The organism is Achromobacter sp. UBA4530 (assembly GCF_002388205.1).
GTDB lineage: Bacteria > Pseudomonadota > Gammaproteobacteria > Burkholderiales > Burkholderiaceae_B > Achromobacter > Achromobacter animicus.
Map to the genome: position 1 here is coordinate 308833 of NZ_DGMA01000008.1, position 25134 is coordinate 333966.

A 25134-nucleotide genomic window follows, 5' to 3' on the forward strand; every position below is an offset into this window, starting at 1 on the left:
TGGACTATCCCGGCGGTCGTGGCTACGATCCTTGCATTCTCCGAGCGCCCGTCCTTCGCCCGCTTTCCGCCCGGCCCGCCGCGCATTGCCGTTGGCTATCGGCCCGATGCAATCATTAAATTGGAGTTGCATACCTTTCAAGGCGCACAGTAAAAAGCTTCAGGCATTGCCAGATCAGTCATCCCAAAATTGATATGGAGTCCGTATGCAGCAAAGCAGTCCCATCACCCCGCTGACCGAGCAGCCTGCCGGTCAACCCAGCGTCATTCCCCCTCCCCCCGCCCCTCCGAAAATCCTGCAGGACCTGATGGCGCGCGCCGACGTGCAGATCAACGGTTCGCGGCCCTGGGACATGCAGGTGCATGACAAGCATATGTACGAGCGGGTGTTCGCCAGCTGGTCGTTGGGGCTCGGCGAGTCGTACATGGACGGCGAGTGGGACTGCGACCAATTGGACGAGCTCTTCACCCGCCTGCTGCGTGCCGACATGGGATCGGCGGCGCTGGGCGTGGCGCGCATCAAGCTGATTGCCGAGCACCTGCGCCACAAGCTGTTCAATCTTCAGTCCAAGCATCGGGCGTTTGAAGTCGGTGAGCAGCATTACGACGCCGGCAACGACGTGTTCGAGGCGATGCTGGACAGCCGGATGATCTACTCCTGCGCGTACTGGGAACACGCCCAGACGCTGGAGGAGGCGCAGGTCGCCAAGCTGGACATGATCTGCCGCAAGCTGCAACTGAAGGAAGGTGAGACGCTCCTGGACATCGGCTGCGGCTGGGGCGGACTGGCCAAGTTCGCGGCCGAACGCTACGGCGTCAAGGTCACGGGCGTGACCGTATCCAAGGAGCAACTGGCCCTGGCGCAGGAACGCGTCAAAGGCCTGCCCGTGGAGCTGCTGCTGCAGGACTACCGCGACTTGCAAGGCCGCTTCGACAAGGTGGTGTCAGTCGGGATGTTCGAGCACGTCGGGCCGAAGAACTACGACACGTACTTCACCAACGTGCAGCGGCTGATGGCGCCCGAAGGCATTTTCCTGCTGCACACCATCGGAATCGCGGCCACCAGCCAGAGCACCGATCCGTGGATCGACCGCTACGTGTTTCCCAACGGCAAGCTGCCGTCGGCACGCGAAATCGCGACGGCCGTCGAAGGCCGGTTCATTGTCGAGGACTGGCACAACTTCGGGGCAGACTACGACCGCACGCTGATGGCATGGTGGGACCGCTTCGAGCAGGCCTGGCCCACGCTGGAGTCGCGCTACGGCACCCGCTTCTACCGGATGTGGAAGTACTACCTGATGTGCTGCGCGGGCTTTTTCCGGTCGCGCGAAGGGCAGCTTTGGCAGGTGATCCTGACGCATCCGCAGCGTCAGGAGACATACCGGTCGCTGCGTTAGACCCGCCGCATTCGCGCGTGTCCAGGCAAGCCGCCCCTGACCGGGCGGCTTGTTGTCATTGGCGGACGGCTATCGCGCCGCCCCCGCCTCTTCCCCGATCATGTCCGCCGCGCGCTCCGCAATCATGATCGTCGGCGAATTGGTGTTGCCCGAGGTGATGCGCGGCATGATCGACGCGTCGGCGATGCGCAGGCCTTGCAGCCCATGCACGCGCAGCCGCGCGTCCACCACCGCGCCGCTGTCGGCGTCCCGGCCCATCGCGCAGGTGCCCACCGGGTGGAAGATAGTGGTGCCGATCTTGCCCGCCGCCTGGCGCAATTCTTCTTCGGTCTGGAATGCCGGACCCGGCAGCCATTCGTCCGGCCGGTATCGCTGCAAGGCGGGCGCGGCAGCAATGCGGCGCACCAGGCGAATGGAATCGGCAGCCACGCGCAGGTCGTCGTCGGTGCTCAGGTAGTTGGGGCGGATGACGGGCGCTTCGCTGCCCTTCTGCCCCGCCGGTCCTTGCGCGTGCACGCTGCCGCGCGACGTGGGGCGCAGGTTGCAGACACTGGCGGTGAAGGCGTCGAAACCATGCAGGGGTTCGCCGAACGCCCCCAACGACAGCGGCTGTACGTGGAATTCGACGTTGGCGCGGTCCTGGCCGGGATCGGATTTGGCGAACAGGCCCAATTGCGACGGCGCCATGCTCATTGGACCGCTGCGGCTCACCAGATACTCCAGCCCGATGCCCGCCCTGCCCAGCCACGTGGACGCGATACGGTTCAGCGTCTTGACGTCGTTCACCTTGATGATGACGCGCAATTGCAGATGGTCCTGCAGGTTCTCACCCACGCCCGGCAAGGCGTGGCGCAGCGTGATGCCGGCTTCGCGCAGGCGCGCGGGCTCGCCGATGCCGGAGACTTCCAGGAGGTGCGGCGAGTTCACCGCGCCGGCCGCCAGCACCACTTCGCGCCGCGCGCGCAACGACGTCGCGCGGCCGTTCTGGTTGACGCGCACGCCGACGCAGTGCTTTTCATCGAATTCAAGCTGTTCGGCCAGCGCGCCAGTCATCACATGCAGGTTCGGGCGTTTGCGCACCGGCCGCAGAAACGCCTTGGACGTATTCCAGCGCCAGCCGCTGCGCTGGTTCACCTCGAAATAGCCGCTGCCGAAGTTGTCGCCGCGGTTGAAATCCTGCACGCGCGGGATGCCTTCCTGTTCGGCCGCCGAAGCGAAGGCTTCCAGGATGTCCCAGCGCAGGCGCTGCGACTCCACGCGCCATTCGCCGCCCGCGCCGTGGAATTCGTCGGCGCCCCGGTGATAGTCCTCGCTGCGCTTGAAGACCGGCAACACCTGATCCCAGCTCCAGGCCGCGTCGCCCGACAGCGCGGCCCAGTCCTCGTAGTCCTGCTTCTGGCCACGCATGTAAATCATGCCGTTGATGGACGAACATCCGCCCAGCACGCGGCCACGCGGATAGATGAGCGAGCGCCCGCCCAGCCCCGGCTCTTCAGCGGTTCGGTACATCCAGTCCGTGCGCGGGTTGCCGATGCAGTGCAGGTATCCGACGGGGATGTGAATCCAGTGATAGTTGTCGCGCCCGCCGGCTTCCAGCAGCAGCACCTGCACGGCAGGGTCGCGGCTCAGGCGGTTGGCCAGCACGCAGCCGGCCGACCCCGCGCCCACGATGATGTAGTCGTATGTCTCCATAAGCTCTTCTTATCAAGTCGCGGATCCGAATCGGACGCCGGCGCGGTGAGCCGCCCCGGCTACGACGTTGGACGCGCGCCGGGAATCTGGCAAGACTCTGGCGCAGGACGGGGCGGCTGTCCAATGAAATGTTGAAAAGGGGATTATTAGCGTCTCTAATAATGCTCGGCAGTTTCCACGCTTGGTCGGGTGTGGGTGGGTGTCAGACACCCCTGATTTTGTAGGACTGAATGAGGTGTCTGACACCACCGGTTTTGTAGGACGAAATGAGGTGTCTGACACCCTCCAACGCGATTTCCGGGAGCATCCATGGACCTGAAGCACATCCGCACGTTTGCCGCCGTCGCGCGCGAAGGTAATTTGACGCGCGCGGCCGAGCATCTGCATTTGACGCAGCCTGCGCTCAGCCTGCAGCTCAAAAATTTTCAGGAGTCGCTGGACCTGACGCTGTTTGCGCGGACGGCGCAAGGGTTGGCGCCTAACGCGGATGGGCGGGCGTTGTTGCCTTCGGCGCAAAGGGTGCTGGACGCGCTGGATGACTTTCAGCGCGCCATCGGCGCGTTGCGCGATACGGTGCAGGGCGAATTGCGCATCGGGACGATCCTGGACCCGGAATTCCTGAGGCTGGGCGCCACGCTGCAGTATCTGGTCGAACACTACCCGAAGATCCGCCCCACCCTGCGGCACGGCATGTCGGGATCGGTCGGCCGGCAAGTGCGCGCCGGAGAATTGGACGTGGGGTTCTTTTTGGGGCCACACGCCCGGGACGGCAGCCAGCCCTCGGGCCTGCACGCCCAACCGCTTGCTTCCTTTTCCTATTACGTCGTCGCCCCGAAAAGCTGGAGCGCGCAGGTCGCGGGACGGGGCTGGGCGGAAATCGCGGCGCTGCCGTGGATCTGGACCCCGCCGGATTCGGTCCACCACCGCCTGCTGTCCGACAAGTTCGACGCCCTGGGCATTACGCCGCACGCGGTGGCCGAGGTCGATCAAGAGGCTTCGATGCTGGATCTGGTGCGCTCGGGCGTGGGCCTGTCCCTCGCGCGCGACGCCATCGCGCTGCGCGAATCGCAATCCAGCGGCCTGCAACTCGTGAAAGGCCTGTCGATCCAGGCAGAGCTGTCCTTCATCACCCAGGCGGCGCGGCGCGACGATCCGCTCGTCGCTGCCGCCTTTGCCGCGGTGCAGGCGGCATTCGCCTGATTCGGCTGTCGGCCGCCGCACGTCCCGACGGCCAATCATGCTGCGCTGCGCCAAACGGGTGCAGGGCGCACACGGATATGCACCGATACGAAGCATGCGCGCGGATCCGCGCGGATCGGCCGCTGCCCCTCATCGCGCCGTCGCACCGCCCTCCTTCCCTATGAATCGCAAGGGAATTTCCCCCGACACATCGCGCCTCGACATACCTGGCATGGACTTTGCTTAATTGCCTATGTGCGGGTGCAAACCCGGCAAGACAACGTGAGCAGTACCGGCAATGGCGCCCCGACCGAAAGGTCCAGGGCGCCGTTTGTCTTTTGAAACCGAAAATCCAAGCCTGGGGAAATCCCATGAATGCAGCGGCCACCTCCGATTCCTTGCAGACGCTGATTGTCATCGGCAACGGCATGGTGGGCCATCATTGCGTCGAGCAATTGATCGCCCGCGGCGCCCTCGAGCGCTATCGCATCACCATCTTTGGCGAAGAAACCCGCCGCGCCTATGACCGCGTCCATCTGTCCGAGTACCTGAACGGGCGCGACGCCGAGTCGATGGCGCTGGGCGAGGCCTCGCTGTATGAGCAGGACGGCGTGACGCTGCGACTGGGCGAGCCCGTGCTGGACATCGACAGCCACGCCCGGGAAGTCATCACCGCTAATGGCCGCTTCGCCTACGACAAGCTGGTGCTGGCGACGGGCTCCTATCCCTTCGTGCCGCCCATCGCGGGCGCCGAGGGCAATTCGCGCCTGGTGTACCGCAGCATCGACGACCTGGACCTGATCCGCGAAGCCGCCAGCGGCGCGCGGCGCGGCGTGGTCGTGGGCGGCGGCCTGTTGGGGCTGGAAGCCGCCAATGCGCTCAAATCCCTGAACCTGGAAGCCCACGTGGTCGAATTCGCGCCACGCCTGATGCCGGTGCAATTGGACGAGGCCGGCGGCGCGGCGCTGAAGGCGCGCATCGAGGCGCTGGGCGTGGGCGTGCACCTGTCGCGCGCCACGCAAGACATCAAGCCGGGCACGCAATACCGCTACCGCATGCGCTTTGCCGAAGGCGCCCCGCTGGAAACCGACCTGATCGTGTTCTCGGCAGGGATCCGTCCGCAGGTGTTCCTGGCGCGCAAGGCCGGGCTGGCGCTGGCCGAGCGTGGCGGCGTCGCCATCGACGACCGCTGCCGCAGCAGCGACGAACACATCTACGCCATCGGCGAATGCGCGTCGTGGAACGGCACGGTATTCGGTCTGGTTGCCCCCGGCTACCAGATGGCCCGCATCGTCGCGGCCGAGCTATGCGGCGCGCCGGAACAGGCGTTTTCGGGCGCGGACATGTCCACGAAGCTCAAGCTGTTGGGCGTGGACGTGGGGTCGATTGGCGACGCGCACGGCGCCACGCCCGGCTCGCGCAGCTACCGTTTCATCGATGAGGCCGGCTCCAGCTACCGCCGCCTGGTGATCTCCGAGGACGGCAAGCGTGTCCTGGGCGCGGTCCTGGTGGGCGACAACAGCTACTACGACACGCTGCTGCAATACGCGCAGAACGGCATCGCACCGCCCGCGGATCCGTCCAGCCTGATCCTGCCGCAAGGCCAGGCCGCGCCGCTGCTGGGCGTGGACGCCCTGCCCGCCACCGCCACGATCTGCTCCTGCCACAACGTCAGCAAGGGCGCCGTCTGCGACGCCATCGACGGCGGCTGTACGGACCTGGCGGGCGTCAAGGCCTGCACCAAGGCGGCCTCGGGCTGCGGCGGCTGCGCGGGCCTGCTCAAGCAGGTGGTCGAACACGAACTGGCCAGCCGCGGCGTCGTGGTGGACAAGAGCCTGTGCGAGCACTTTGCCTACACCCGCCAGGAGCTGTACGCGATCGTGCGCGTGAGCGGCGCCGAGACCTTCGAAGAAATCCTGGCCAGCCACGGCCGTGGTCACGTCGGCTGCGAGATCTGCAAGCCCGCCATCGGCTCGATCCTCGCGTCCTGCTGGAACCGCCCCATCCAGGACCCGCACCTGGTGCCGCTGCAGGACACCAACGACACCTTCATGGCCAACATGCAGAAGAACGGCACCTATTCGGTCGTGCCGCGCATGCCGGCCGGCGAAGTCACGCCGGACGGCCTGATCGCCGTCGGCATGGTCGCCAAGAAATACAACCTGTACGTCAAGGTGACGGGCGGCCAGCGCATCGACCTGTTCGGCGCACAACTGCACGAGCTGCCCGGCATCTGGTCGGAACTCATCGCCGCCGGCTTCGAGACGGGCCACGCCTACGGCAAGTCCACCCGCACCGTGAAGTCCTGCGTCGGCAGCACCTGGTGCCGCTTCGGCGTGCAGGACAGCGTGAAGATGGCGCTGGACATCGAGCACCGCTACAAAGGCCTGCGCGCCCCGCACAAGCTGAAGTTCGCCGTGTCCGGCTGCACCCGCGAATGCGCCGAGGCGCAAAGCAAGGACATCGGCGTCATCGCCACCGAGAACGGCTGGAACCTGTACGTGTGCGGCAACGGCGGCATGCGTCCGCGCCATGCCGAGCTCTTTGCCACCGACCTGGACGACGCCACCCTCATCCGCTACATCGACCGCGTGCTGATGTTCTACATCCGCACAGCCGACAAGCTGCAGCGCACGTCGGTGTGGCGCGAATCGCTGGAAGGCGGCCTGGACTATCTGAAGGCGGTCGTCATCGACGACAGCCTGGGCCTGGGCGCCGAGCTTGAAGCGCAGATGCAACTGGTGGTGGACCGCTACGAATGCGAATGGGCCAACGCCCTCAGCGACCCTGAAAAGCTCAAGCGCTTCCGCACCTTCGTCAACGACAGCCAGGGCGACCCCGACATCCAGTTCGTTCAGGAACGCGGCCAGCCCCGTCCGGCCCCGGCGCGCGCCGCCCAGCGCGTCATCCCGATTGCCGAGGAGATCGTCTGATGGCCGCCCTGCCCAACACCCACCCCGCCTGGCGCCACGCGTGCAACCGCCAGGACCTCGTCGCCAACTCCGGCGTCGTCGCCCTGGTCGACGGCGCGCAGGTCGCGCTGTTCTACCTGCCCGACGCCGCGGGCCAGACCTTGTACGCCGTGTCGAACCGCGATCCGAAGTCCGGCGCCAACGTCATCGGCCGTGGAATCGTGGGCCAGCTGGCCGGTGACCTGGTGGTGGCGTCTCCGCTCTACAAGCAGCACTTCCGGCTGGCGGACGGCAGCTGCGTGCAATTTCCCGAGCAGCGCCTGCAGACCTGGCAGGTGCGCTTGAACGGCGACGCGGTCGAAATCGCCTGACGGCCGCCGCAAACGTATTCATCACATCAGCACAGCAACAGGAAACATCATGTCCTACCTCGCTCCCTCCGAGTTCGTCACCAAGATGGTGGATGCCGGCGAATCGAAGCTCTACATGGCAACCCGCGACGTCCTGATCCGCGCCTTCATGGCCGGCGCCATCCTCGCGATTGCCGCGGTATTCGCCGTCACCGTCACGGTGCAGACCGGCTCGCCCATCCTGGGCGCCGCGCTCTTTCCCGTCGGGTTCTGCATCCTGTACCTGATGGGCTTCGACCTCCTGACGGGCGTATTCGTGCTGACCCCGCTGGCGCTCTTTGACAAGCGGCCCGGCGTCACGATGGGCGGCATCCTCAAGCACTGGGGCAAGGTCTTCGTGGGCAACTTCCTGGGCGCGCTGACCGTCGCCGTACTGATGGCCATCGTCTTCACGTACGGCTTTTCGGTGCCGCCCAACAAGGTCGGCCAGGTCATCTCGCACATCGGCGAAGACCGCACGCTGGGCTACAAGGAATACGGTGCAGGCGGCATGCTGACCATCTTCATCCGCGGCGTGCTGTGCAACTGGATGGTGTCGCTGGGCGTCGTGGGCGCCATGATCTCGACCACCGTCAGCGGCAAGGTCATCGCCATGTGGATGCCCGTCATGCTGTTCTTCGCGATGGGCTTCGAGCACTCCATCGTCAACATGTTCCTGTTCCCGTCGGCCATGATCATGGGCGGCAATTTCTCGATCATGGACTACATGATCTGGAACGAAATCCCGGTGGTGCTGGGCAACCTGATCGGCGGCATCTCGCTGACGGGCCTGACGCTCTACACCACGCACATGAAGACCGCGCCCAAGCGCCGCTTCAACTGATCGCTTCAGCATGGACGGCTACTCTCCCGGCGCGCCCGCCGCCTCGCTGAAAGTGGCGGTGGGCCAGCACACCGATCCCGGCGTCAAGTCCGTCAACCAGGACTTTCACGGGCTGTGCGTGCCGGGCGAGCCGCTGCTGGGCGCCAAGGGCATCGCCATCGCGCTGGCCGACGGAATCAGCAGCAGCAACGTCAGTCACATCGCCAGCGAGACGGCGGTGGCCAGCTTTCTGGAAGACTATTACTGCACGCCCGAGACCTGGTCCGTGAAGAAGTCGGCCCAGAAGGTGCTCAGCGCGGCCAACGCCTGGTTGCATTCGCAAAGCCGCCAGCGCCATGGGCAGGACCAGGACAGCGGCTACGTCTGCACGCTGACCGTGATGGTGCTCAAGGGCGCCACCGCGCACATCCTGCATATCGGCGACGCGCGCATCTATCGCCTGCGGGACGGCGCGATCGAGCAGCTGACCGAGGATCACCGCGTCTGGGTCGCCCACGACAAAAGTTACCTGGGCCGCGCGCTGGGCCTGGCGCCGCATCTGGAAATCGACTATCACACCCAGGCCGTGGAACCGGGCGACGTGTTCCTGCTGGCGACCGATGGCGTGTACGAGCATGTCGGCGACGACGATCTGCGCGAGGCCGTGGCCGCCAACGCCAGCGATCTGGACGCCGCCGCGCGCGCATTGGTCGCGCTGGCGCTTGCCCGCGGCAGCGACGACAACCTGACCATGCAAATCGTGCGCGTCGACGCCCTGCCCGCGCGCCAGGCCACTGAGATGGCGCAGTATTCCGGAAGCCTGCCGTGTCCGCCGTTGCTGGACGTGGGGCAGACGTTCGAAGGCTTTCGCATCACGGACGAGCTGCGCGCCAGCAGCCGCAGCCACGTTTACCTGGCCGAAGACCTCGACAGCGGCGACACCGTCGTCATCAAGATCCCGTCCTTGGACCTGCGGCACGACCCCGCCTATCTGGAACGCCTCTTGACCGAGGAATGGCTGGCGCGCCGCATCGACAGCCGCCACGTCGTGCGCGCCTGGCCGCGCACGCGGCAGCGCCGCTCGCTCTACACCGTCAGCGAATACATCGAAGGCCGCACGCTGACGCAATGGATGGCGGCCAATCCGCGTCCGGCGCTGGAACCGGCAATCGCCATCATCGAGCAGATCGCACGCGGCCTGCAGGCGTTTCACCGGCTGGAGATCGTGCATCAGGATCTGCGGCCGGACAACATCCTGATCACGCCCGACGGCACGGCAAAGATCATCGATCTGGGCTCGGCCCGCACGGCCGGCATCCAGGAACTGGGCGCCGATGGCGACGACGCCATGCCGGTGCTGGGCACCGCCCAATATGCGGCGCCCGAGTACTTCCTCGGCGAAGCCGGCACGACGCGGTCCGACATCTATTCGCTGGCCGCGATCCTGTACCAGATGCTGTCCGGCCGCCTGCCCTACGGCGCCGAGGTGGCGCGCTCGCGCAGCCGCGCCGCGCAACTACGGCTGACCTACGTGTCGGTGCTGGACCGGGAACGCGAAATCCCGGCGTGGATCGACAGCGTGCTCAGCCGGGCCCTGCATCCCGACCCGCAGCACCGCACGCCCGAGCTGTCCGAGTTCACGCACGCGCTGCGCAATCCGCCCGACGTGCGCGGCGGCGAACGCCTGCCCCTCTTGGAACGCAATCCGGTGGCTTTCTGGAAAGGCCTGAGCCTGATCCTGGTCATCGTGATCGTGGTCCAGGCCCTGACCTCCTGAAACGAGACGACCATGCCCGCCACGAATCCCACCGTGTCCCTGATCGGCGCCGGCCCCGGCGATCCCGAGCTGCTGACCTTGAAAGCCGTCAAGGCGCTTGCCCGGGCCGACGTGGTCCTGGTCGACGACCTGGTCAACCCGGAGATCCTGCAGCACTGCCCCAACGCCCGCATCGTGCGCGTGGGCAAGCGCGGGGGCTGCCGCTCCACGCCGCAGGACTTCATCCAGCGCCTGATGCTTCGCTACGCCCGCCAGGGCCTGCGCGTGGCGCGGCTCAAGGGTGGCGATCCCTGCATCTTTGGCCGTGGCGGCGAGGAAGCGCAGTGGCTCAGCGACCACGGCGTGGCCTGCGAAATCGTGAACGGCATCACCGCCGGGCTGGCCGCGGCAACGTCTGCCGGGATCCCGCTGACGCAGCGTGGCATGGCCCAGGGCGTTACACTCATCACCGCGCATTCGCAGGACGGCGCAACGCCCGACTGGTCCGGCTTGGCACGCAGCGGCACGACGCTGGTGGTCTACATGGGCGTGGCAAAGGTGCACGACATGACCGCCCAGTTGCTGGCCGCCGGCATGGCGCCGGACACGCCGGTAGCGATGATCGAGCGCGCGTCGCTTCCCGGCCAGCGGGTCTGTCCGTCGACGCTGGCCAGCATGGCGTCCGATGCCCAGACCTTCCGGTTGCGCAGCCCTGCCGTGCTGGTCATCGGCGAAGTTGCCGCCTGCCGGATGTTCGGCGTGCTGGACGACGCGGGCGGCGTGCTTGCGCCGCAACGCCGGACGGCCTGATTTCCGCGAACACACCGCGCCTCACCCCATAGAGATACCGATGGCCGAACGCCACATGCCGCCCCCGCTGCGCTTCCTGCTCGCCGCCCGCCGCAGCGAGCTTCAGGGACTGGAAGTCCTGGCTGCCACCTGCGACCTGGTGCTGCGCATCAGCGCGCTGGTGCACGCGCTGCAAAAGGAGCGCGGCTACTCCAACCTGACCCTGAGCAGCGCCGCGGACCGGCTGCAGCCGGTGCTGGCCGGCCTGTCGAGCGACGCGCAGGCCGTGGAAGCCGGCGTACGTGCATTTCTCGATGGACTGGAATCCGACCCCGCGGCCGGCAGCGGCCGGGCACGCCTGCTCAATTGCATCGCCTACGCCCTCTTCCGGCTGGACGAGCTGCCGGCCTTGCGCCGCGAGGTCCGCGACCGGCGCGTGGCGGTGGAAGACGCCGATACCCGATTCACCCAGGTGATCGGCAGCCTGCTTGCAGTGGTCTTCGAAGCCGCCGACTCTTCACTCGATCCGGATGTCACGCGCCTATTGGTGGCGCTGCTGAATTTCATGCAAGGCAAGGAACTGAGCGGCCAGGAGCGCGCCTGCGGCGTCATGGGCTTTACGGCCGGCTGGTTCGACGACGCCCGCAAGGCGCGCATGCTGGGCCTCGCGGCCAACCAGGCCCGCAGCTTCGGCGTCTACACGCAGTATGTGCAGGGCGCGCCACTGCAGGCGTGGGACCAGGTCCAGCAGCAGGCGCAACCCGTGCAACGCATGCGCGACATGGCGCAGCACACGTCGGACGCGCAGCGCGTCGACAGCGGCCTGGCCGAGTTGTGGTTTGACCTGTGCACCGCGCGCATCGACGCCATGCGCAACGTTGAAACCCAATTGGCGCAGGAACTGGCGCAGCAGTGCGCCCGGCGCATCGCCGACACCCGCCAGGAACTGGACGACCGCCGCCTCCTGCTCAGCCGCTACACCGATCATGCCAGCGGCCGCGTCCCCAGCATGGTGTTCAGCGTGCAGAGCCGCATCCTGGACGTGCCGCCCGAGGACGGCGTGGGCGGCGAGCTGGAACGGTCGATTCTGGACATGATGCGCGAGCAGACGATGCGCATGCAGCAGGCCGACGATGCGCTGACCAGCGTGCGTGGCGCGCTGGACGACAGGAAACGCATCGACCGCGCCAAGCTGCTGTTGATCAGCCGCTACGGCCTGACCGAGCAGGCGGCGCACGAACGCCTGCAACGCGCGGCGATGGACGGCGGCCTGTCGCTGGCGGACGTGGCGCGGCAGATCATCGCGCAGCTGGGCGGCAACTGAACCCTTCCCCTAGCGGAACACGCGCTGGACCAGGCTGACGACGGCCGCCACCAGCGCCACGCCCGCCACGATTCGGAAATGATCCAGGCTGGCCAGCAGCACCGACTGCTGGTCCAGCAGTTGCGCGATCTGCGCCGTGGCAAGCTGCCGCGCCTGTGCCGGCCCCGCCGCCGCGGTGAAATAGGCGGTCAGCTGCGCCATCGCCGCCTCGAACTGCGCATTGCCCGTCGCAATGCTTTCCCGCAGCACCGTGTAGTGCCGCGACGTGAACCACTGCTGCCCGATGGTGGCCAGCATGATCCCCAGCGCCTGGCCGACCTGCGCCAGCATGTTCTTGACCTGCTGCGCATGAGCGAACACTGCCGGGTCGCCCGTCAGGCCCGTAAAGGTCTGCATCGCGGTCGTGGGCATGAGGGTCATGATGAACATGCCGTAGCAGGCCAGCGCGGGAAACACGTCGGTCCACATGTTGGCCGTGGGCGTCAAGCGTGACATCCACACCCCGAACGCCGCCAGCGCCAGGAAGCCGGTCACGAAGAACTTGCGCGGCGAGGGCCAGCGCGGCAGCAATTGCGACATCACGGCCCAGGTCAGCACGCCCGCCCCCAATCCCAGCGCAAAGAGTTTGCCCGCGGTGACCCAGGCCTGCCCCAGCGCACGCTGCAGCATCACCGGCACCAGGTAGCCATTGGCCCCGAGCATCACATAGCAGACCGTGAAGAGCGCCAGTCCGCAGAGGAACCGCGCTTCGTTCATGCCGCCCAGCCGGAGCAACGGCGCGCCGTTGCGCGTTTCCGACCACACGAAGTAACCCAGCGCGGCTACCCCCGCCGCCGCCGACAGCGCCAGGAGACTGCCGTGGCTGAAGAAGTCGTAATAGGCGCGCTGCAACGCATGCAGCACCAGGAAGCTGCCCGCGCCCAGCGCGGCGATCGGCAGCAGGCGCACGTTGCCGGCCAGGACAGATCCCGCCTCACGTCCCGGCATGGCCAGCAAGACAGGCGCCATCGCCAGCACCGACAACGCCGCGATCAGCCAGAACATCAACGGCCAGCCATCGTGCTCGACCGCCATCGCGGCCAGCCAGGGCGCCAGCGCGGTCCCCAGGCACAGACCGGTCGCCAAGGCCTTGATGCCCAGGAAGCGCGCGGGGCTGGGGGGAATCAGGTTGACGGTCAGCCGGGACGAGGTAAGCATCGCTGCGCAGCCCAGCGCCATCAACACGCGCCCCAACAGGAATTGCGCCGGGTCCTGCGCCAGCGCGCAGACCGCCGCGCCCATGCCGGCGGCGGCCAGCGAGGCCAGCAGGTAGGCGCGCAAGCCCAGCCGATGCGTAAGCCAGCCCTGCAACGCGATCATCATGACCGCCACGCAGGCGTAGATGAGCGCGATGTGGGTGTATTCCTCGGGGCTGGCGCCGATTTCTCCCATGATGGGCGCTGCGCCAAAGGTGGCCATGCCGTTCTGCAGGAAGTCGATGAACGTCAGCGCGCCGATGACGAGGAGCAGCGGGACGGAAGGCTTGGGGTGGGACATGGTTCACAGCCCAGGCTGTATATGCCTAGGCAGATAAATGGATAAAAAAAAGCGCCCGGCAAATTACGCCGGCCGCGCGTTGATCAGGATTCGGGATAGCAGCTTGTGCAGCACTTGCGCCTCTGCCTCGGAAAAGCCGTCCAGCAGCCGGCGAAACGCAACTTCGGTGGCTTGGCGCGCCTGCGGAAAAGCCGCCTTGCCCTGTTCGGTGAGCTCGATCAGCGAACTGCGGCGGTCGGCTTCGTTTTCGACCCGGCGAATGAAGCCCTTGGCCACGATCCGATCCAGCAATCGGGTCATGGCGCCCGAGTCATAGGAAAGCACCCGGCAGAAGTCGCTGAGCGTGCGTCCCCACCCCTTGACGATGCAATTGAGCACGACGTACTGCTGCACGGTGATCTGCAATGGGGCCAGATCGCGGTCCAGTGCGTCCAGAATGCCGTTGCGCACCGACGTCACCAGAAATCCCAGTTCGCCGGTGCACAGTTCGTCCAGCACAGAAGGAGTTGCGTTGCTCATGATGGCCCTGGCGCGCCGCCGTCGATATCAATGACGGGATATTAGCTGCCTAGGCAGCTACATAGCAAGCGGAATCTGGCGATGCGTGGCGAATGCTGCACTATCCGATTCCGATCCGCCGCGCGCCCTCGCGGAACAGCGCCTGCGTGTCGGGCGCCAGCCGGAATGACGCCAGGAAGTCGTCGACCCGGTAGGTCGCCTGCGCCTTGCGGATGGCGGGCAGAAACACCAGCGCCTCGTCGGTGCGGCCGGCCAGCGACAGGCAACACGCGGCAATCGCCAGGATGTGCACGTGCGCGTTGGGGCGCGCGGCCGCCTTGATCGCCCATCCGGCCGCCTCCTCGATCCGGCCCAGCCGCACCAGCGCCAGTGCGCGCACGGCCAGCATGCCGAACAGCAGCGGATCGAAAGGGCTCAAGTGGCGCGAGTGATCGGATGCGCCGATGGCGGCTTGCGCGTCGCCCATCTGGCAGTCGACAAAGCCCAGCGTGTAATGGCCCAGCGCGAAGTTCGGGCTGAGGTCCACGGCGATCCGCAGTTCGCTGACCGACTGATCCTGGCTGCCGCGCAGCCACAGCGCCCGCCCCATCGCCCAATGCGCCGCGGGATCGCGGTCATCGGCGATCAGGCTCTGGCCGGCGGTTTCGAACGCCCGGTCGATGGCATCGCCCTGCTCGTCCCAACGCTGGAACGCGGTCTGCCAATGCGTGAACGACAAGCCCGCATAGGCCCGCGAAAACGTCGGATCCAGCCGCACCGCCATCTCGAAGAAATGCCGGGCCTGCTCATTGTCGGTACGGTTGAACCGGTACATATGCCACAGGCCGCGGTGATGCGCCTGCCACGCGTCCAGCGAACCGGGCGGCGTCAGGATCGCGCGGTTGCGCTCGGCCGCCTCGATCTCGATGTCGACAGACGCCACGATCCGGTTGCCGATCTCGTCCAGCGCCAGCAAGGCGTCATCGAACGGGTGATCCAGGACATCGGCCCAGACGATACGCGCCGTGCGTGAATCGACCAGTTGCACGTCCACGGCAAGGCGCTGACCGTGGCGCCGCAGCGAGCCGCTGACGACATAATCCACGTTGAGCGTGCGGCCCGCTTCCTCCGGTCCGACGCTGCGCTGATCCAGCGCAAACACGGTGCCCTGCGCAATGACGAACAGGCTGCGCAGCTTTGCCAGCCGCGCGATAACGTCAAAGGCCAGGCCGTCCGCCAATCCGCCCCGTACACCGGCCTGCGCGGACCGGTCCACGAACGGCATGACCGCGATGGATGCCCGTCCGCGCCGGTCCGGCGGGAGCTCGGAAAGGCGGGAAAGCAGAGCCGCTTCAGGCGTCGGCTGGAACGGCGGGTCGGCCGTGATCTGCGCGCCTGTCTCGGCCGTGATCGTCGCCCCCGCCGCTCCAGGCCGCGGCGCCACCGCAAAAGCCGGATCCAGCGCTTGACCCAAGCCCTGCCCCAACGCCTGCACGCCGCCCGCCCGCCGGGCGCGCACGTCACGCCACGCCTCGCGCAGCGGCCGCCCATCCAGCCCCTCGGCCTCAAACGCGCGCACGGCCGCAGCCAGATGTTCCTCGCCCTCGCGCCACTGTCCGCGCAGGCCCAGCGCGTCCAGCATCAGTTCATGCGCCTGCGCATCGAACGGCGCCAATTGCAGCCACTTGTCCAGGCAGGCGAAGCGTTCTTCCGCGCCCGCCGGCAGGCTTGCGGCCTGGTGCGCCAGCACGGCCGCATGGCACGCCCGCAGGCGCCGCCGCTGCGCGGTCTGCCAGCTATGGAAGAACGGACTGCGGCCGATCTCAAGCCCTTCCAGGAAATCGCCCTGGAACAGCGCCAACAGAGCGCGCAGCCTGTCGGGACCCGCCTTGTCGATGCCGTCCTGCATCGCCGCGCCGATGTCCAGGACATCCACGCGGCAATCGGACAGGTCGAGGCGCACCGCGTCCTGCACCGTCTCGACCCGGCGGCGGCCCGGCTCATCCAGCAGGCCGCGCGCCTTGCTCAGGCACCAGCGCAGCTCACCGCGCGGATCGTTCGGAACATCCCACAGCAATTCGCACAGGTGCGCTCGCATCACGGCGTTCGGGGCCAGCGCCAGGTAGGCGATCAGCGCCCGCAGCTTGCGCGACGGCGGCAACGCCAGCGGCGCGCCCCCGCGGCTGATCGCCAGCGGTCCCAGCATGCGCACGTGGATGCCCGCGCCGGCCGAATCAACGGCAGATTCCACGCCCGCTACCACGCTCGCCTCCACGCCTGGTTTTTATCGTTGTTTCCGGGGCGCACGGCACGCGAATTCCTTCTCGGCGCTGGTTGCACTACCCCGGCGCGCTGGCAATGGATGCTGTCGCGCACCCCACGCAATAACGGAGAGTCACCATGTCCATTTCCTCCCTTGCCACCAGTGACGTGCGCGAAACCGCACAGCCCGACCTGGCCGCCTTGAAGACCCGCCAGCAGGGCACCTGGTCCTCCGGGGACTACGCCGTCGTCGGCACCACGCTGCAGATCGTAGGAGAACAGCTTTGCGAAGCCCTTGATGTCCGCGCCGGGCAGAAGGTGCTGGACGTTGCCGCCGGCAACGGCAATGCCACGCTGGCCGCCGCCCGCCGCTGGTGCGACGTCACGTCGACCGACTACGTGCCCGCGCTGCTCAGCCGCGGCCGCGAGCGCGCCGCCGCGGAACGCCTGAAGATCGAATTCCAGGAGGCCGACGCCGAGGCGCTCCCCTTCCCCGACGCGGCGTTCGACGTCGTCATGTCGACCTTCGGGGTGATGTTCACGGCCGACCAGGACAAGGCCGCGTCCGAACTGATGCGCGTGTGCAAGCACGGCGGCAAGATCGGCCTGGCCAACTGGACGCCCGACGGCTTCATCGGCCAGATCTTCAAGACCATCGGCAAGCACCTGCCCCCGCCCGCCGGCGTCAAGTCGCCCGCGCTGTGGGGCACCAAGGCGCGCATCGAAGAGATGTTCGGATCGCAAGCCGCGTCGATTCAGTGCGAACCGCGCCACTTCGTGTTCCGCTACCGCTCGCCCGAGCACTGGATGCAGGTCTTCAAGACCTACTACGGCCCGCTGCTCAAGGCCTTCGGCGCGCTGGAACCCGCGGCGCAGACGGCGCTGACCGCCGATATCACCGCGCAGATCGAACGTTTCAACCGCTCCGGCGATTCGGCGGTCGTGGTGCCCAGCGAGTACATGGAAATCGTGATCACCCGCCGGTGATCGCGCGGCAGACACCGCATCGCAAGCGGCGGGATCGGCCTGGCGGTCGGCTGTGTGGTCCATGGCGCAGCGCCTTCACGGCCGTCCGCCGGCAAGCGCCGGGCAACCGTTGTAGAGGAACCATCCGTTGAAGTAGGCAGCGGCGTGCCCCGCCGCTGCCGCACTGGGTGCGAGCCCATAGCCGAAATAATACGCCCGCCCCTACCCCTACGGCAGGTTCTCCCGGAATATCACCTGGCTGCGCGCCAATTCCACCCCATTCATCGCGCTGCGCTTATCCCGCAGATTGCTGAAAATGCGCACGCAGCTCATCAGCGCTTCCATCGGGCTTTGCGTGATCACGGCGTCCATCGTGCCGTCGATCAGCAGCGAACGCGTGTCGGGCGTCAGTCCATGCCCGATGAAAACAACCCGGTGCTGCTGCCCTGCTTCTTTCAGCGCGCGGGCCACACCATCTGACGCGCCGCCGATGTTGTAAATCCCGGCAAGCTGCGGATACTGCTCCAGCAACTGCCGCGTCTGTTCGTAGTTGCGCTGCGCGTCGTCATAGCCTTCGCGCAAGTCCACCACCTGCATGGCTTGGAATTGTTCGGCGTAGAGCTGCAGAAATCCGCTTTCCCGCTCTTCATGGGCGCGGTAATGCCGCGACCCCGCGATCAGCGCCACATGCGCCGCGCGCATCCCGATAAAGCGCGCGATCAGATAGCCGGCCGTGCGCCCGGCGGCCCGGTTGTCCAACCCCACGTAAGCCGTGCGCGCACTGTTGGCGATGTCCGAGATCAGCGTCACAGTCGGCACGCCCTGCTGCGCCAGCGCATTCACGGCCTCGCGCACCACGGGGTGCTCCAGCGCCATGAACGCAATTCCGTCGGCCCGCTTGCCGTGTTTGGCCAGCGCCTGCGCCAGCGCATCGGGATTGAAGCTTTCCACGTACTCGACATGGCACTTGGCGTTCAGCGGCGCAAAGTGCTCGTGCGCAAAGTTGACGGTATCGCCCAGCATGCGCAGATAGCGATTGCTGCCGCGCGGCAGCAGGAACACCAGCCGCATCGGCTCGGGCGCGGGGGCCGCGTACGCCTCGTCGTCCGGCAGGTAATCCAGTTCGATGGCGGCCTTGAAGACCTTTTGCGCCGTGGCCGGGCGCACGCCAGGCCGGCGATTGAGCACGCGATCGGCCGTGGCCGTCGACACGCCCGCGCGGGCAGCCACGTCCGCCAGCTTGGCGAGTCCACGAGAGGAGGCGCTTCTATTCACATCAAAAACCATCATGAATAAGATTTGACGATGATAGCGCCTATTCACTATTGTCCACAGTGCCGCAGGGCTAAGGCGGTTTTGTGGCACATCAAAAAACATCATAAGCAAGACAACGGAGACAACCATGAAGCTGCTTACTCGCCGCAGTGCCCTGCGCCGCCTTTGCGCGGTTCCCGCCCTCGCCGGCACCGGCTTTCCGCTGATCGCCCGCGCTGCCGATTTCTCGCTTAAGTACGGCAACAACCTGCCGGTGACGCATCCGCTGAACATCCGTGCCCAGGAAGCGGCCGAACGCATCCTCAAGGAAAGCAACGGCCGCGTCGACATCAAGATCTTCCCGAACAACCAGCTTGGCGGCGACACCGACATGCTTGCTCAGGTGCGTTCCGGCGGCATCGACTTCTTCACGCCGTCCGCCCTGGTGATCGCCACGCTGGTGCCGGTGGCCGCCATCAACGCCGTCGGCTTCGCGTTCAAGGACTACGACCAGGTCTGGAACGCCATGGACGGCGCGCTGGGCGCCCACGTGCGCGCCGCCATCGCGCAGCGCAAGCTCTACGCCTTTGAAAAGATGTGGGACAACGGCTTCCGCCAGACCACCAGCAGCAAGGGTCCGGTCAACACGGCCGCCGACATGGACGGCCTGAAGATCCGCGTGCCGGTGAGCTCGCTGCCGATCTCCATGTTCAAGGGCCTGGGCGCCGCGCCCGCCAGCCTGCAGTTCAGCGAGGTCTACTCGTCGCTGCAGACCAAGGTGGTGGACGCGCAGGAAAACCCCCTGCCCATCATCCAGGTCGCCAAGCTGTACGAAGTGCAGAAGTACTGCTCGCTGACCAAGCACATCTGGGACGGCTACTGGTTCATCGCCAACGGCCGCATGTGGGAAGGCCTGCCCGCCGACCTGAAGACGGTGGTGGCGCGTGGCATCAACGAAGCCGGCCTGGCCCAGCGCGAAGACATCAAGAAGCTCAACGCCTCGGTGCAGGCAGACCTGGAATCCAAGGGCCTGGTGTTCAACCAGCCGTCCGCCGACAGCTTCCGCGAACAGCTGCGCACTGCCGGCTTCTACAAGGAATGGCAAGGCCGGTTCGGCAATGAGGCCTGGGGCCTCCTGGAGCAGTCCGTCGGCAAGCTGGCCTGAGGTCGCGCGCCATGTCCTCCCTGTCCGCTCCCCACGCCGCGGCGCCCGCGCTGCCGGCCAATCCCCTGCGCCGGGCGGCCGGCGCGCTCGACAGCGTGTTGGGCACCGTGGTCGAACACGTTGCCGCAGCCATCGTGCTGGTCGAGATCCTCGTCCTGTTTGCGGGCGTGGTGGCGCGCTACGCGTTCCACAGCCCGCTGGTCTGGTCCGACGAACTGGCGTCGATCCTGTTCCTCTGGCTGTCCATGCTGGGCGCCGTCGTGGCGTTGCGGCGCGGCGAGCACATGCGCATGACGGCGCTGGTGAACAACGTCAGCCCGGCGCGGCGCGCGCAGCTTGAAACCGCAGCGCTTGCCGCGTCGCTGGCGTTCCTGGTGCTGATCCTGGCGCCCGCCATCGAGTACGCGCATGAAGAACACTTCATCATCACGCCGGCGCTGGAACTGAGCAACGCGTGGCGTGCCTCGGCGATTCCGGTCGGCATGGGCCTGATGGGCATCATCGCGCTGCTGCGCCTCTTGCGCACGCAGCCGCTGCCGCAGGTGGCGATGGCGCTGGCTGGCGTGGCGGCGGTCGTGGGCCTGTTCTGGCTCGCGCAGCCCCTGTTCTCCGGACTGGGCAAGCTGAACCTGGTGATCTTCTTCGTAGGCATCGTCGCCGCCACCGTGTTCTCGGGCGTGCCGATCGCATTCTCGTTCGCGCTGGCCACCTTCTCGTACCTGGCGCTGACCACCAACACGCCGATGGTCGTCATGGTGGGCCGGCTGGACGAAGGCATGTCGCACCTGATGCTGCTCGCGGTGCCGCTGTTCATTTTCCTGGGCTCGCTCATCGAAATGACGGGCATGGCACGCGCCATGATCCAGTTCCTGGCCAGCCTGCTGGGCCACGTGCGCGGCGGGCTGTCCTACGTGCTGATCGGCGCCATGTATCTGGTGTCCGGCATCTCGGGCTCGAAGATCGCCGACATGGCGGCCATCGCGCCCGTGCTGTTCCCCGAAATGAAAAAGCGCGGCGCCAAGCCTGGCGATCTGGTCGCCCTGCTGTCCGCCACCGGCGCGCAGACCGAGACGATTCCGCCGTCCATCGTGCTCATCACCATCGGTTCGGTGACCGGCGTGTCGATCGCCGCGCTGTTCACGGGCGGCCTGCTGCCCGCCGTCGTGCTGGGCCTGGCCCTGTGCGGCGTGGTGTGGTGGCGCTACCGCAAGGAAGACCTGAGCCTCGTCCAGCGCTTCACCTTCAAGGAGATCGGCCGCTTCTTCATGATCGCGCTGCCCGCCGTGGCCCTGCCGTTCGTGATCCGCGCCGCCGTCGTCGAAGGCGTGGCGACCGCCACCGAGGTCTCCACCATCGGCATCGTGTACTCCGTCGTCGTGGGCCTTGTGATCTACCGCTGCTTCGACTGGGCGCGAGTCAAGCCCATGCTGATCGAGACCGCGTCCCTGTCCGGCGCCATCATGCTGATCGTGGGCTGCGCCACCGCCATGGCCTGGGCGCTGACGCAATCGGGCTTCTCGGGCGATCTCGCCAAGCTGATGGCAGGCATGCCCGGCGGCAGCTACGGCTTCCTGGCCGTCTCCATCGTGGCCTTCATCATCCTGGGCAGCGTGCTGGAAGGCATTCCCGCCATCGTGCTGTTCGGCCCGCTGCTGTTCCCGATCGCGGTGCAGGCCGGCGTGCATGAAGTTCATTACGCGATGGTTGTGATCTTCGCCATGGGCATCGGCCTGTTCGCACCGCCCTTCGGTGTCGGCTACTACGGCGCCTGCGCCATCAGCCGCGTCGATCCCAACGAAGGCATCCGGCCGATCTGGGGCTACATCGGCGCGCTGCTGATCGGCCTGATCGTCGTCGCCGCCTTCCCCTGGTTCTCCATCGGTTTCCTGTGACGCGGCGCGGCCCCTTGCGGGCCGCGCCCCTCCCGTCTCTCAGCCACCCTTTTATAAAGATCCAACATGAGTCGTTTCCTGGGCGAGATCCGCCAACTCGGTTATGTCGTGCACGACATCGAAGCCGCCATGGACTACTGGAGCACCAAGCTCGGCGTGGGTCCCTGGTACTACAACCCGCGCGTGCCCATCGTCAATTACCAATACGACGGCGAACGCCACGAGCCGCACAACTCCGTCGCCCTGGCCAACTCGGGCTATGTGCAGGTCGAGCTGATCCAGACCCGCAACGACGTGCCCTCCATGTACCGCGATTTCCTGCAAGCCGGCCGCACCGGCCTGCAGCACGTCGCCTACTGGACCGAAAGCTACGACGCTGACCTCGAGCGCCTGCTGGCGCAAGGCTTCAAGCCCAAGATGAGCGGCGAAGTCGGCGAAAAAGGCCGCTTCATTTACTTCGACACCGAATACCACCCCGGCACCGTCATCGAGCTCTCCGAAGTGGCCGGCCCCAAGGGCCGCCTCTTCGACCTGATCCGCGAAAGCTCGGTCAACTGGGACGGCAAGGACCCCGTCCGCGCCTTTCCCGACCTGAGCCGCCTCTGATACGCCCCTGCCGCACACCGCCACCATGAATTCCCAATCGTTTACCGCCACCTACCTGATTGAAACCCCCGTCGACCCCGCCAAGGTCGCGGAGGTCATGGCCGGCGAGCAGTCCTGCGGCACCTTCACCCGTGTGCAGGGCGAAACCGACGAGCTGCGCGCCCGCGCACGCGCCCGCATCGAATCCATCGAAACACTGAAAACGGTCGACTCGCCCAGCCTGCCCAATGCATATCTCGCGCGACAGCCGGGCGGCATGCCCGGCAAATTCCAGCGCGCACGGATTCGCATTGCATTTCCCGTCGCCAACGTGGGCGCCAACCTGCCCACGCTGGCCGCCACCGTCGGCGGCAATCTGTACGACCTGGGCGAAGTCACCGGCCTGCGGCTCGAAAGCATGGAGCTGCCCGCCAACTACCGCGCGCAGTTCGACCTCCCCCAGGTCGGCATCGCCGGCACGCGCGCGCTGACCGGCGTGGACAAGGGCCCGCTGGTCGGCACCATCATCAAGCCCAACGTCGGCCTCTCGCCCGAGCAGACCGCGCACCTGGTGGCGCAACTGTGCGCGGCCGGAGTGGACTTCATCAAGGACGACGAGGTGTGCGCCAACCCGGCCCACGCCCCGCTCGCCCAGCGCGTGGCCGCCGTAATGGCCGTGGTGCGCGCGCACCGCGAACGCACCGGCCGCAACGTGATGGTCGCGTTCAACATCACCGACGAAACCGATGCCATGCGCCGCCACGCCGAGCTGATCGAACGCGAAGGCGGCACTTGCGTCATGACCAGCCTGAACTGGTGCGGCTACTCCGCCATCCAGACCCTGCGCCGCAGCACGCCGCTGGCGTTGCATGGCCATCGCAATGGGTTCGGCGCGCTGTCTCGCCATCCGCTGCTGGGCATGGGATTTCAGGCGTATCAGACGCTGTGGCGGCTGGCGGGCGTGGACCATATGCATGTGCATGGGTTGCAAGGGAAATTCTCGCAGGAGGACAGCGAAGTCGTGGACTCGGCGCGCGATTGCCTGGCGTCGTTGACACCGGGAATCGACGACGCCGTCATGCCTGCTTTCTCGTCGGGTCAGTGGGCCGGCACGGTGCCCGCCACGTGGGCGGCCGTGCGCAGCGACGACCTGCTGTTCATGTCGGGCGGGGGCATTCTTGCGCATCCGGATGGCCCGGCGGCTGGGGTGCAAAGCATTCGTCAGGCGTGGCACGCCGTGCGCGACAACCAGCGGCTGGAAGACTACGCCCGCAACGCGCCTGAGTTGCAGCGCGCGCTGGAATTTTTTGGAAGCCGCGCATGATTGGCGGCACCGCGCCGCAGGTGTGCTGGTATGGCGACGACTTCACCGGCGCCACTGACACGCTCGCCGAGGTCGCGCGGGCGGGCCTGCGCAGCCTGCTGTTTTTGGGCGTGCCTTCTTCTGCGCAACTGGAACGGGCCGGGCCATTGGACGCCATCGGCATCGCCGGCGCCGCGCGTGGGATGGCGCCGGCGGAGATGGTCGAGGAACTGCGCGCGGTTGGCGCGTTCATGGCCAGCACCGGCGCGCGCGTGCTGCATTACAAGTGCTGTTCCACCTTCGACAGCGCGCCACACGTCGGCAGCATCGGCGTGGCGGTGCGGGAGCTGCGCCGGCATTTTGCGAATCCCATCGTGCCGATCGTTGGCGGGCAGCCCAGCATTGGCCGGTACTGCAGCTTCGGAAACCTCTTTGCACGCGCGGGGTCTGCGCCCGAGATTCATCGCATTGATCGCCATCCCGTGATGAGCGTGCATCCTGTCACGCCGATGCACGAGGCAGATTTGCGGCGGCATTTGGAAGCGCAGGGGTTGGAGGGCGTGCGGTCGGTGCCGCATGTTGCTTATCCCCCGAGTGCGAACTTGGCAGTGAACACGCGTACGGACTCCGCAGTGAGTTCCGGTACCGACTTAGCCTCGCTCGATGCGTGGATCGAACAGGTCACGGAGAGTGCGGATGGACCGCTGCTGCTGGATCTGGTGGACGAATCGCAGCTCGCCGCGATCGGCCGCCTGATCCAACGCGCCGCAGCCCGCGCCCCGCTGGTCGCTGTCGGCCCGAGCAGCGTGCAGCAAGCTCTGGCTCGCGCCCGGCCCACCGGACAAGCCCCCGCTACGCAGGCTTCCCCACTCGGCCCGTCGGACGGCCCGGTGCTGGTTGTCGCGGGCAGCCTGTCGCCTGTCACCGCCCGGCAGATCGCCGCTTCCGAGAGCTATACGCGCCAACCGCTGCAAGTCGCGCGGCTGCTGGCTGATGCCGGCTATGCCGCGCAACAGGTTGCGTTGGCCGCCGTGACATTGGCCGAAGGCCGCAACGTCCTGGTGCATACCGACAGGCCTGTCGGCACGGTCAGCGCAGACCAGACCGCCGCAACAGCCCGCGCCACCGCCAGCCTCGCCGCGGACATCGTGCGCGCCAGCGCAACAGCCGGTCAACGGCTGAATCGCATCGGCATCGCAGGTGGAGACACTTCCAGCCAGGCGACGCTTGCCTTGGGATTGTGGGGACTGGCGTTTCGCTGCGTGCTGGCGCCGGGGGTGACCGTCAGCGTTGCACGCAGCGACGACCCGGTGATCGACGGCATTGAGCTGATGCTCAAGGGCGGGCAAATGGGCGGGGATCGCCTGTTTGATGCGTTGGCCGCAGGCGACGCCTGAGCGGCCAACGCATCGG

General features: G+C 66.8%; 19 protein-coding genes. 14 read left to right on the forward strand and 5 right to left on the reverse strand.

The annotated features are described in order from the left end of the window. Positions 1–205: 205 nt before the first annotated feature. Complete coding sequence (gene cfa / locus B2W22_RS08250) at positions 206–1396, forward strand: cyclopropane fatty acyl phospholipid synthase (RefSeq protein ID WP_286937155.1); 1191 nt, start codon at positions 206–208, stop codon at positions 1394–1396. A gap of 69 nt (positions 1397–1465) precedes the next feature. On the opposite strand, the gene B2W22_RS08255 is transcribed toward cfa, so the two are convergent. Further along, positions 1466–3088, reverse strand: coding sequence for a GMC family oxidoreductase (locus B2W22_RS08255; RefSeq protein WP_286937157.1), 1623 nt, complete (start codon positions 3086–3088; stop codon positions 1466–1468). Positions 3089–3397: 309 nt separating this feature from the next. Between B2W22_RS08255 and B2W22_RS08260 the strand changes: the two genes are divergently transcribed. From B2W22_RS08260 to B2W22_RS08290, 7 genes are all read left to right on the forward strand, one after another. After that, entirely contained in the window at positions 3398–4288 is an 891-nt protein-coding gene (locus B2W22_RS08260; protein WP_175121137.1) for a LysR family transcriptional regulator, read from the forward strand. 350 nt (positions 4289–4638) lie between these two features. Continuing rightward, complete coding sequence (gene nirB / locus B2W22_RS08265; protein ID WP_286937160.1) at positions 4639–7200, forward strand: nitrite reductase large subunit NirB; 2562 nt, start codon at positions 4639–4641, stop codon at positions 7198–7200. Continuing rightward, positions 7200–7550, forward strand: a complete 351-nt coding sequence (gene nirD, locus B2W22_RS08270) for a nitrite reductase small subunit NirD (RefSeq protein ID WP_175121135.1) — start codon at positions 7200–7202, stop codon at positions 7548–7550. Before nirB ends, nirD begins: the two co-directional genes overlap by 1 nt. A 49-nt stretch (positions 7551–7599) precedes the next feature. After that, a complete protein-coding gene (locus B2W22_RS08275) occupies positions 7600–8412 on the forward strand; it encodes a formate/nitrite transporter family protein (RefSeq protein ID WP_056562246.1) in 813 nt (270 codons plus the stop codon). Between the two features lie 10 nt (positions 8413–8422). Then, the gene (locus tag B2W22_RS08280; protein ID WP_286937161.1) at positions 8423–10168 is read left to right on the forward strand and encodes a bifunctional protein-serine/threonine kinase/phosphatase; all 1746 of its coding nucleotides are present in this window, start codon (positions 8423–8425) and stop codon (positions 10166–10168) included. 12 nt (positions 10169–10180) lie between these two features. Continuing rightward, a complete protein-coding gene (cobA, locus tag B2W22_RS08285; protein WP_175121133.1) occupies positions 10181–10957 on the forward strand; it encodes a uroporphyrinogen-III C-methyltransferase in 777 nt (258 codons plus the stop codon). Between the two features lie 40 nt (positions 10958–10997). Beyond that, the gene (locus B2W22_RS08290; protein ID WP_286937164.1) at positions 10998–12260 is read left to right on the forward strand and encodes a nitrate- and nitrite sensing domain-containing protein; all 1263 of its coding nucleotides are present in this window, start codon (positions 10998–11000) and stop codon (positions 12258–12260) included. 9 nt (positions 12261–12269) lie between these two features. On the opposite strand, the gene B2W22_RS08295 is transcribed toward B2W22_RS08290, so the two are convergent. The 3 genes from B2W22_RS08295 to B2W22_RS08305 all read right to left on the reverse strand — a co-directional run bounded on the left by B2W22_RS08295 (position 12270) and on the right by B2W22_RS08305 (position 16545). Beyond that, entirely contained in the window at positions 12270–13796 is a 1527-nt protein-coding gene (locus B2W22_RS08295) for an MFS transporter (protein WP_286937166.1), read from the reverse strand. Positions 13797–13859: 63 nt separating this feature from the next. Continuing rightward, complete coding sequence (locus B2W22_RS08300; RefSeq protein WP_239212519.1) at positions 13860–14315, reverse strand: MarR family winged helix-turn-helix transcriptional regulator; 456 nt, start codon at positions 14313–14315, stop codon at positions 13860–13862. A 100-nt stretch (positions 14316–14415) separates the two neighbouring features. After that, complete coding sequence (locus tag B2W22_RS08305) at positions 14416–16545, reverse strand: transcriptional regulator (RefSeq protein WP_286937168.1); 2130 nt, start codon at positions 16543–16545, stop codon at positions 14416–14418. Positions 16546–16694: 149 nt separating this feature from the next. Here B2W22_RS08305 and B2W22_RS08310 point away from each other — a divergent pair, with 149 nt between their 5' ends. Next, the gene (locus B2W22_RS08310) at positions 16695–17543 is read left to right on the forward strand and encodes a class I SAM-dependent methyltransferase (protein ID WP_218344232.1); all 849 of its coding nucleotides are present in this window, start codon (positions 16695–16697) and stop codon (positions 17541–17543) included. Between the two features lie 207 nt (positions 17544–17750). Here the strand turns inward: B2W22_RS08310 and B2W22_RS08315 are convergent, their stop codons facing one another. Beyond that, on the reverse strand, positions 17751–18812 hold the full coding sequence (locus B2W22_RS08315; protein WP_239212803.1) for a LacI family DNA-binding transcriptional regulator: 1062 nt from the start codon (positions 18810–18812) through the stop codon (positions 17751–17753). 112 nt (positions 18813–18924) lie between these two features. On the opposite strand from B2W22_RS08315, the gene B2W22_RS08320 reads away from it, so the two are divergent. The 5 genes from B2W22_RS08320 to B2W22_RS08340 all read left to right on the forward strand — a co-directional run bounded on the left by B2W22_RS08320 (position 18925) and on the right by B2W22_RS08340 (position 25118). Continuing rightward, entirely contained in the window at positions 18925–19941 is a 1017-nt protein-coding gene (locus B2W22_RS08320) for a TRAP transporter substrate-binding protein (RefSeq protein WP_286937171.1), read from the forward strand. A gap of 11 nt (positions 19942–19952) precedes the next feature. Continuing rightward, positions 19953–21833 carry a TRAP transporter large permease subunit gene (locus B2W22_RS08325; RefSeq protein WP_175183783.1) on the forward strand — a complete coding sequence of 627 codons (1881 nt, stop codon included), beginning with the start codon at positions 19953–19955 and terminating at the stop codon, positions 21831–21833. A 66-nt stretch (positions 21834–21899) separates the two neighbouring features. Next, complete coding sequence (locus B2W22_RS08330) at positions 21900–22439, forward strand: VOC family protein (protein WP_175183784.1); 540 nt, start codon at positions 21900–21902, stop codon at positions 22437–22439. A gap of 25 nt (positions 22440–22464) precedes the next feature. Next, on the forward strand, positions 22465–23742 hold the full coding sequence (locus B2W22_RS08335; RefSeq protein ID WP_286937174.1) for a ribulose-bisphosphate carboxylase large subunit family protein: 1278 nt from the start codon (positions 22465–22467) through the stop codon (positions 23740–23742). After that, positions 23739–25118: a four-carbon acid sugar kinase family protein gene (locus tag B2W22_RS08340; RefSeq protein ID WP_286937176.1), complete on the forward strand. Its 1380-nt coding sequence runs from the start codon at positions 23739–23741 to the stop codon at positions 25116–25118. Before B2W22_RS08335 ends, B2W22_RS08340 begins: the two co-directional genes overlap by 4 nt. The last annotated feature ends 16 nt before the right edge of the window (positions 25119–25134 follow it).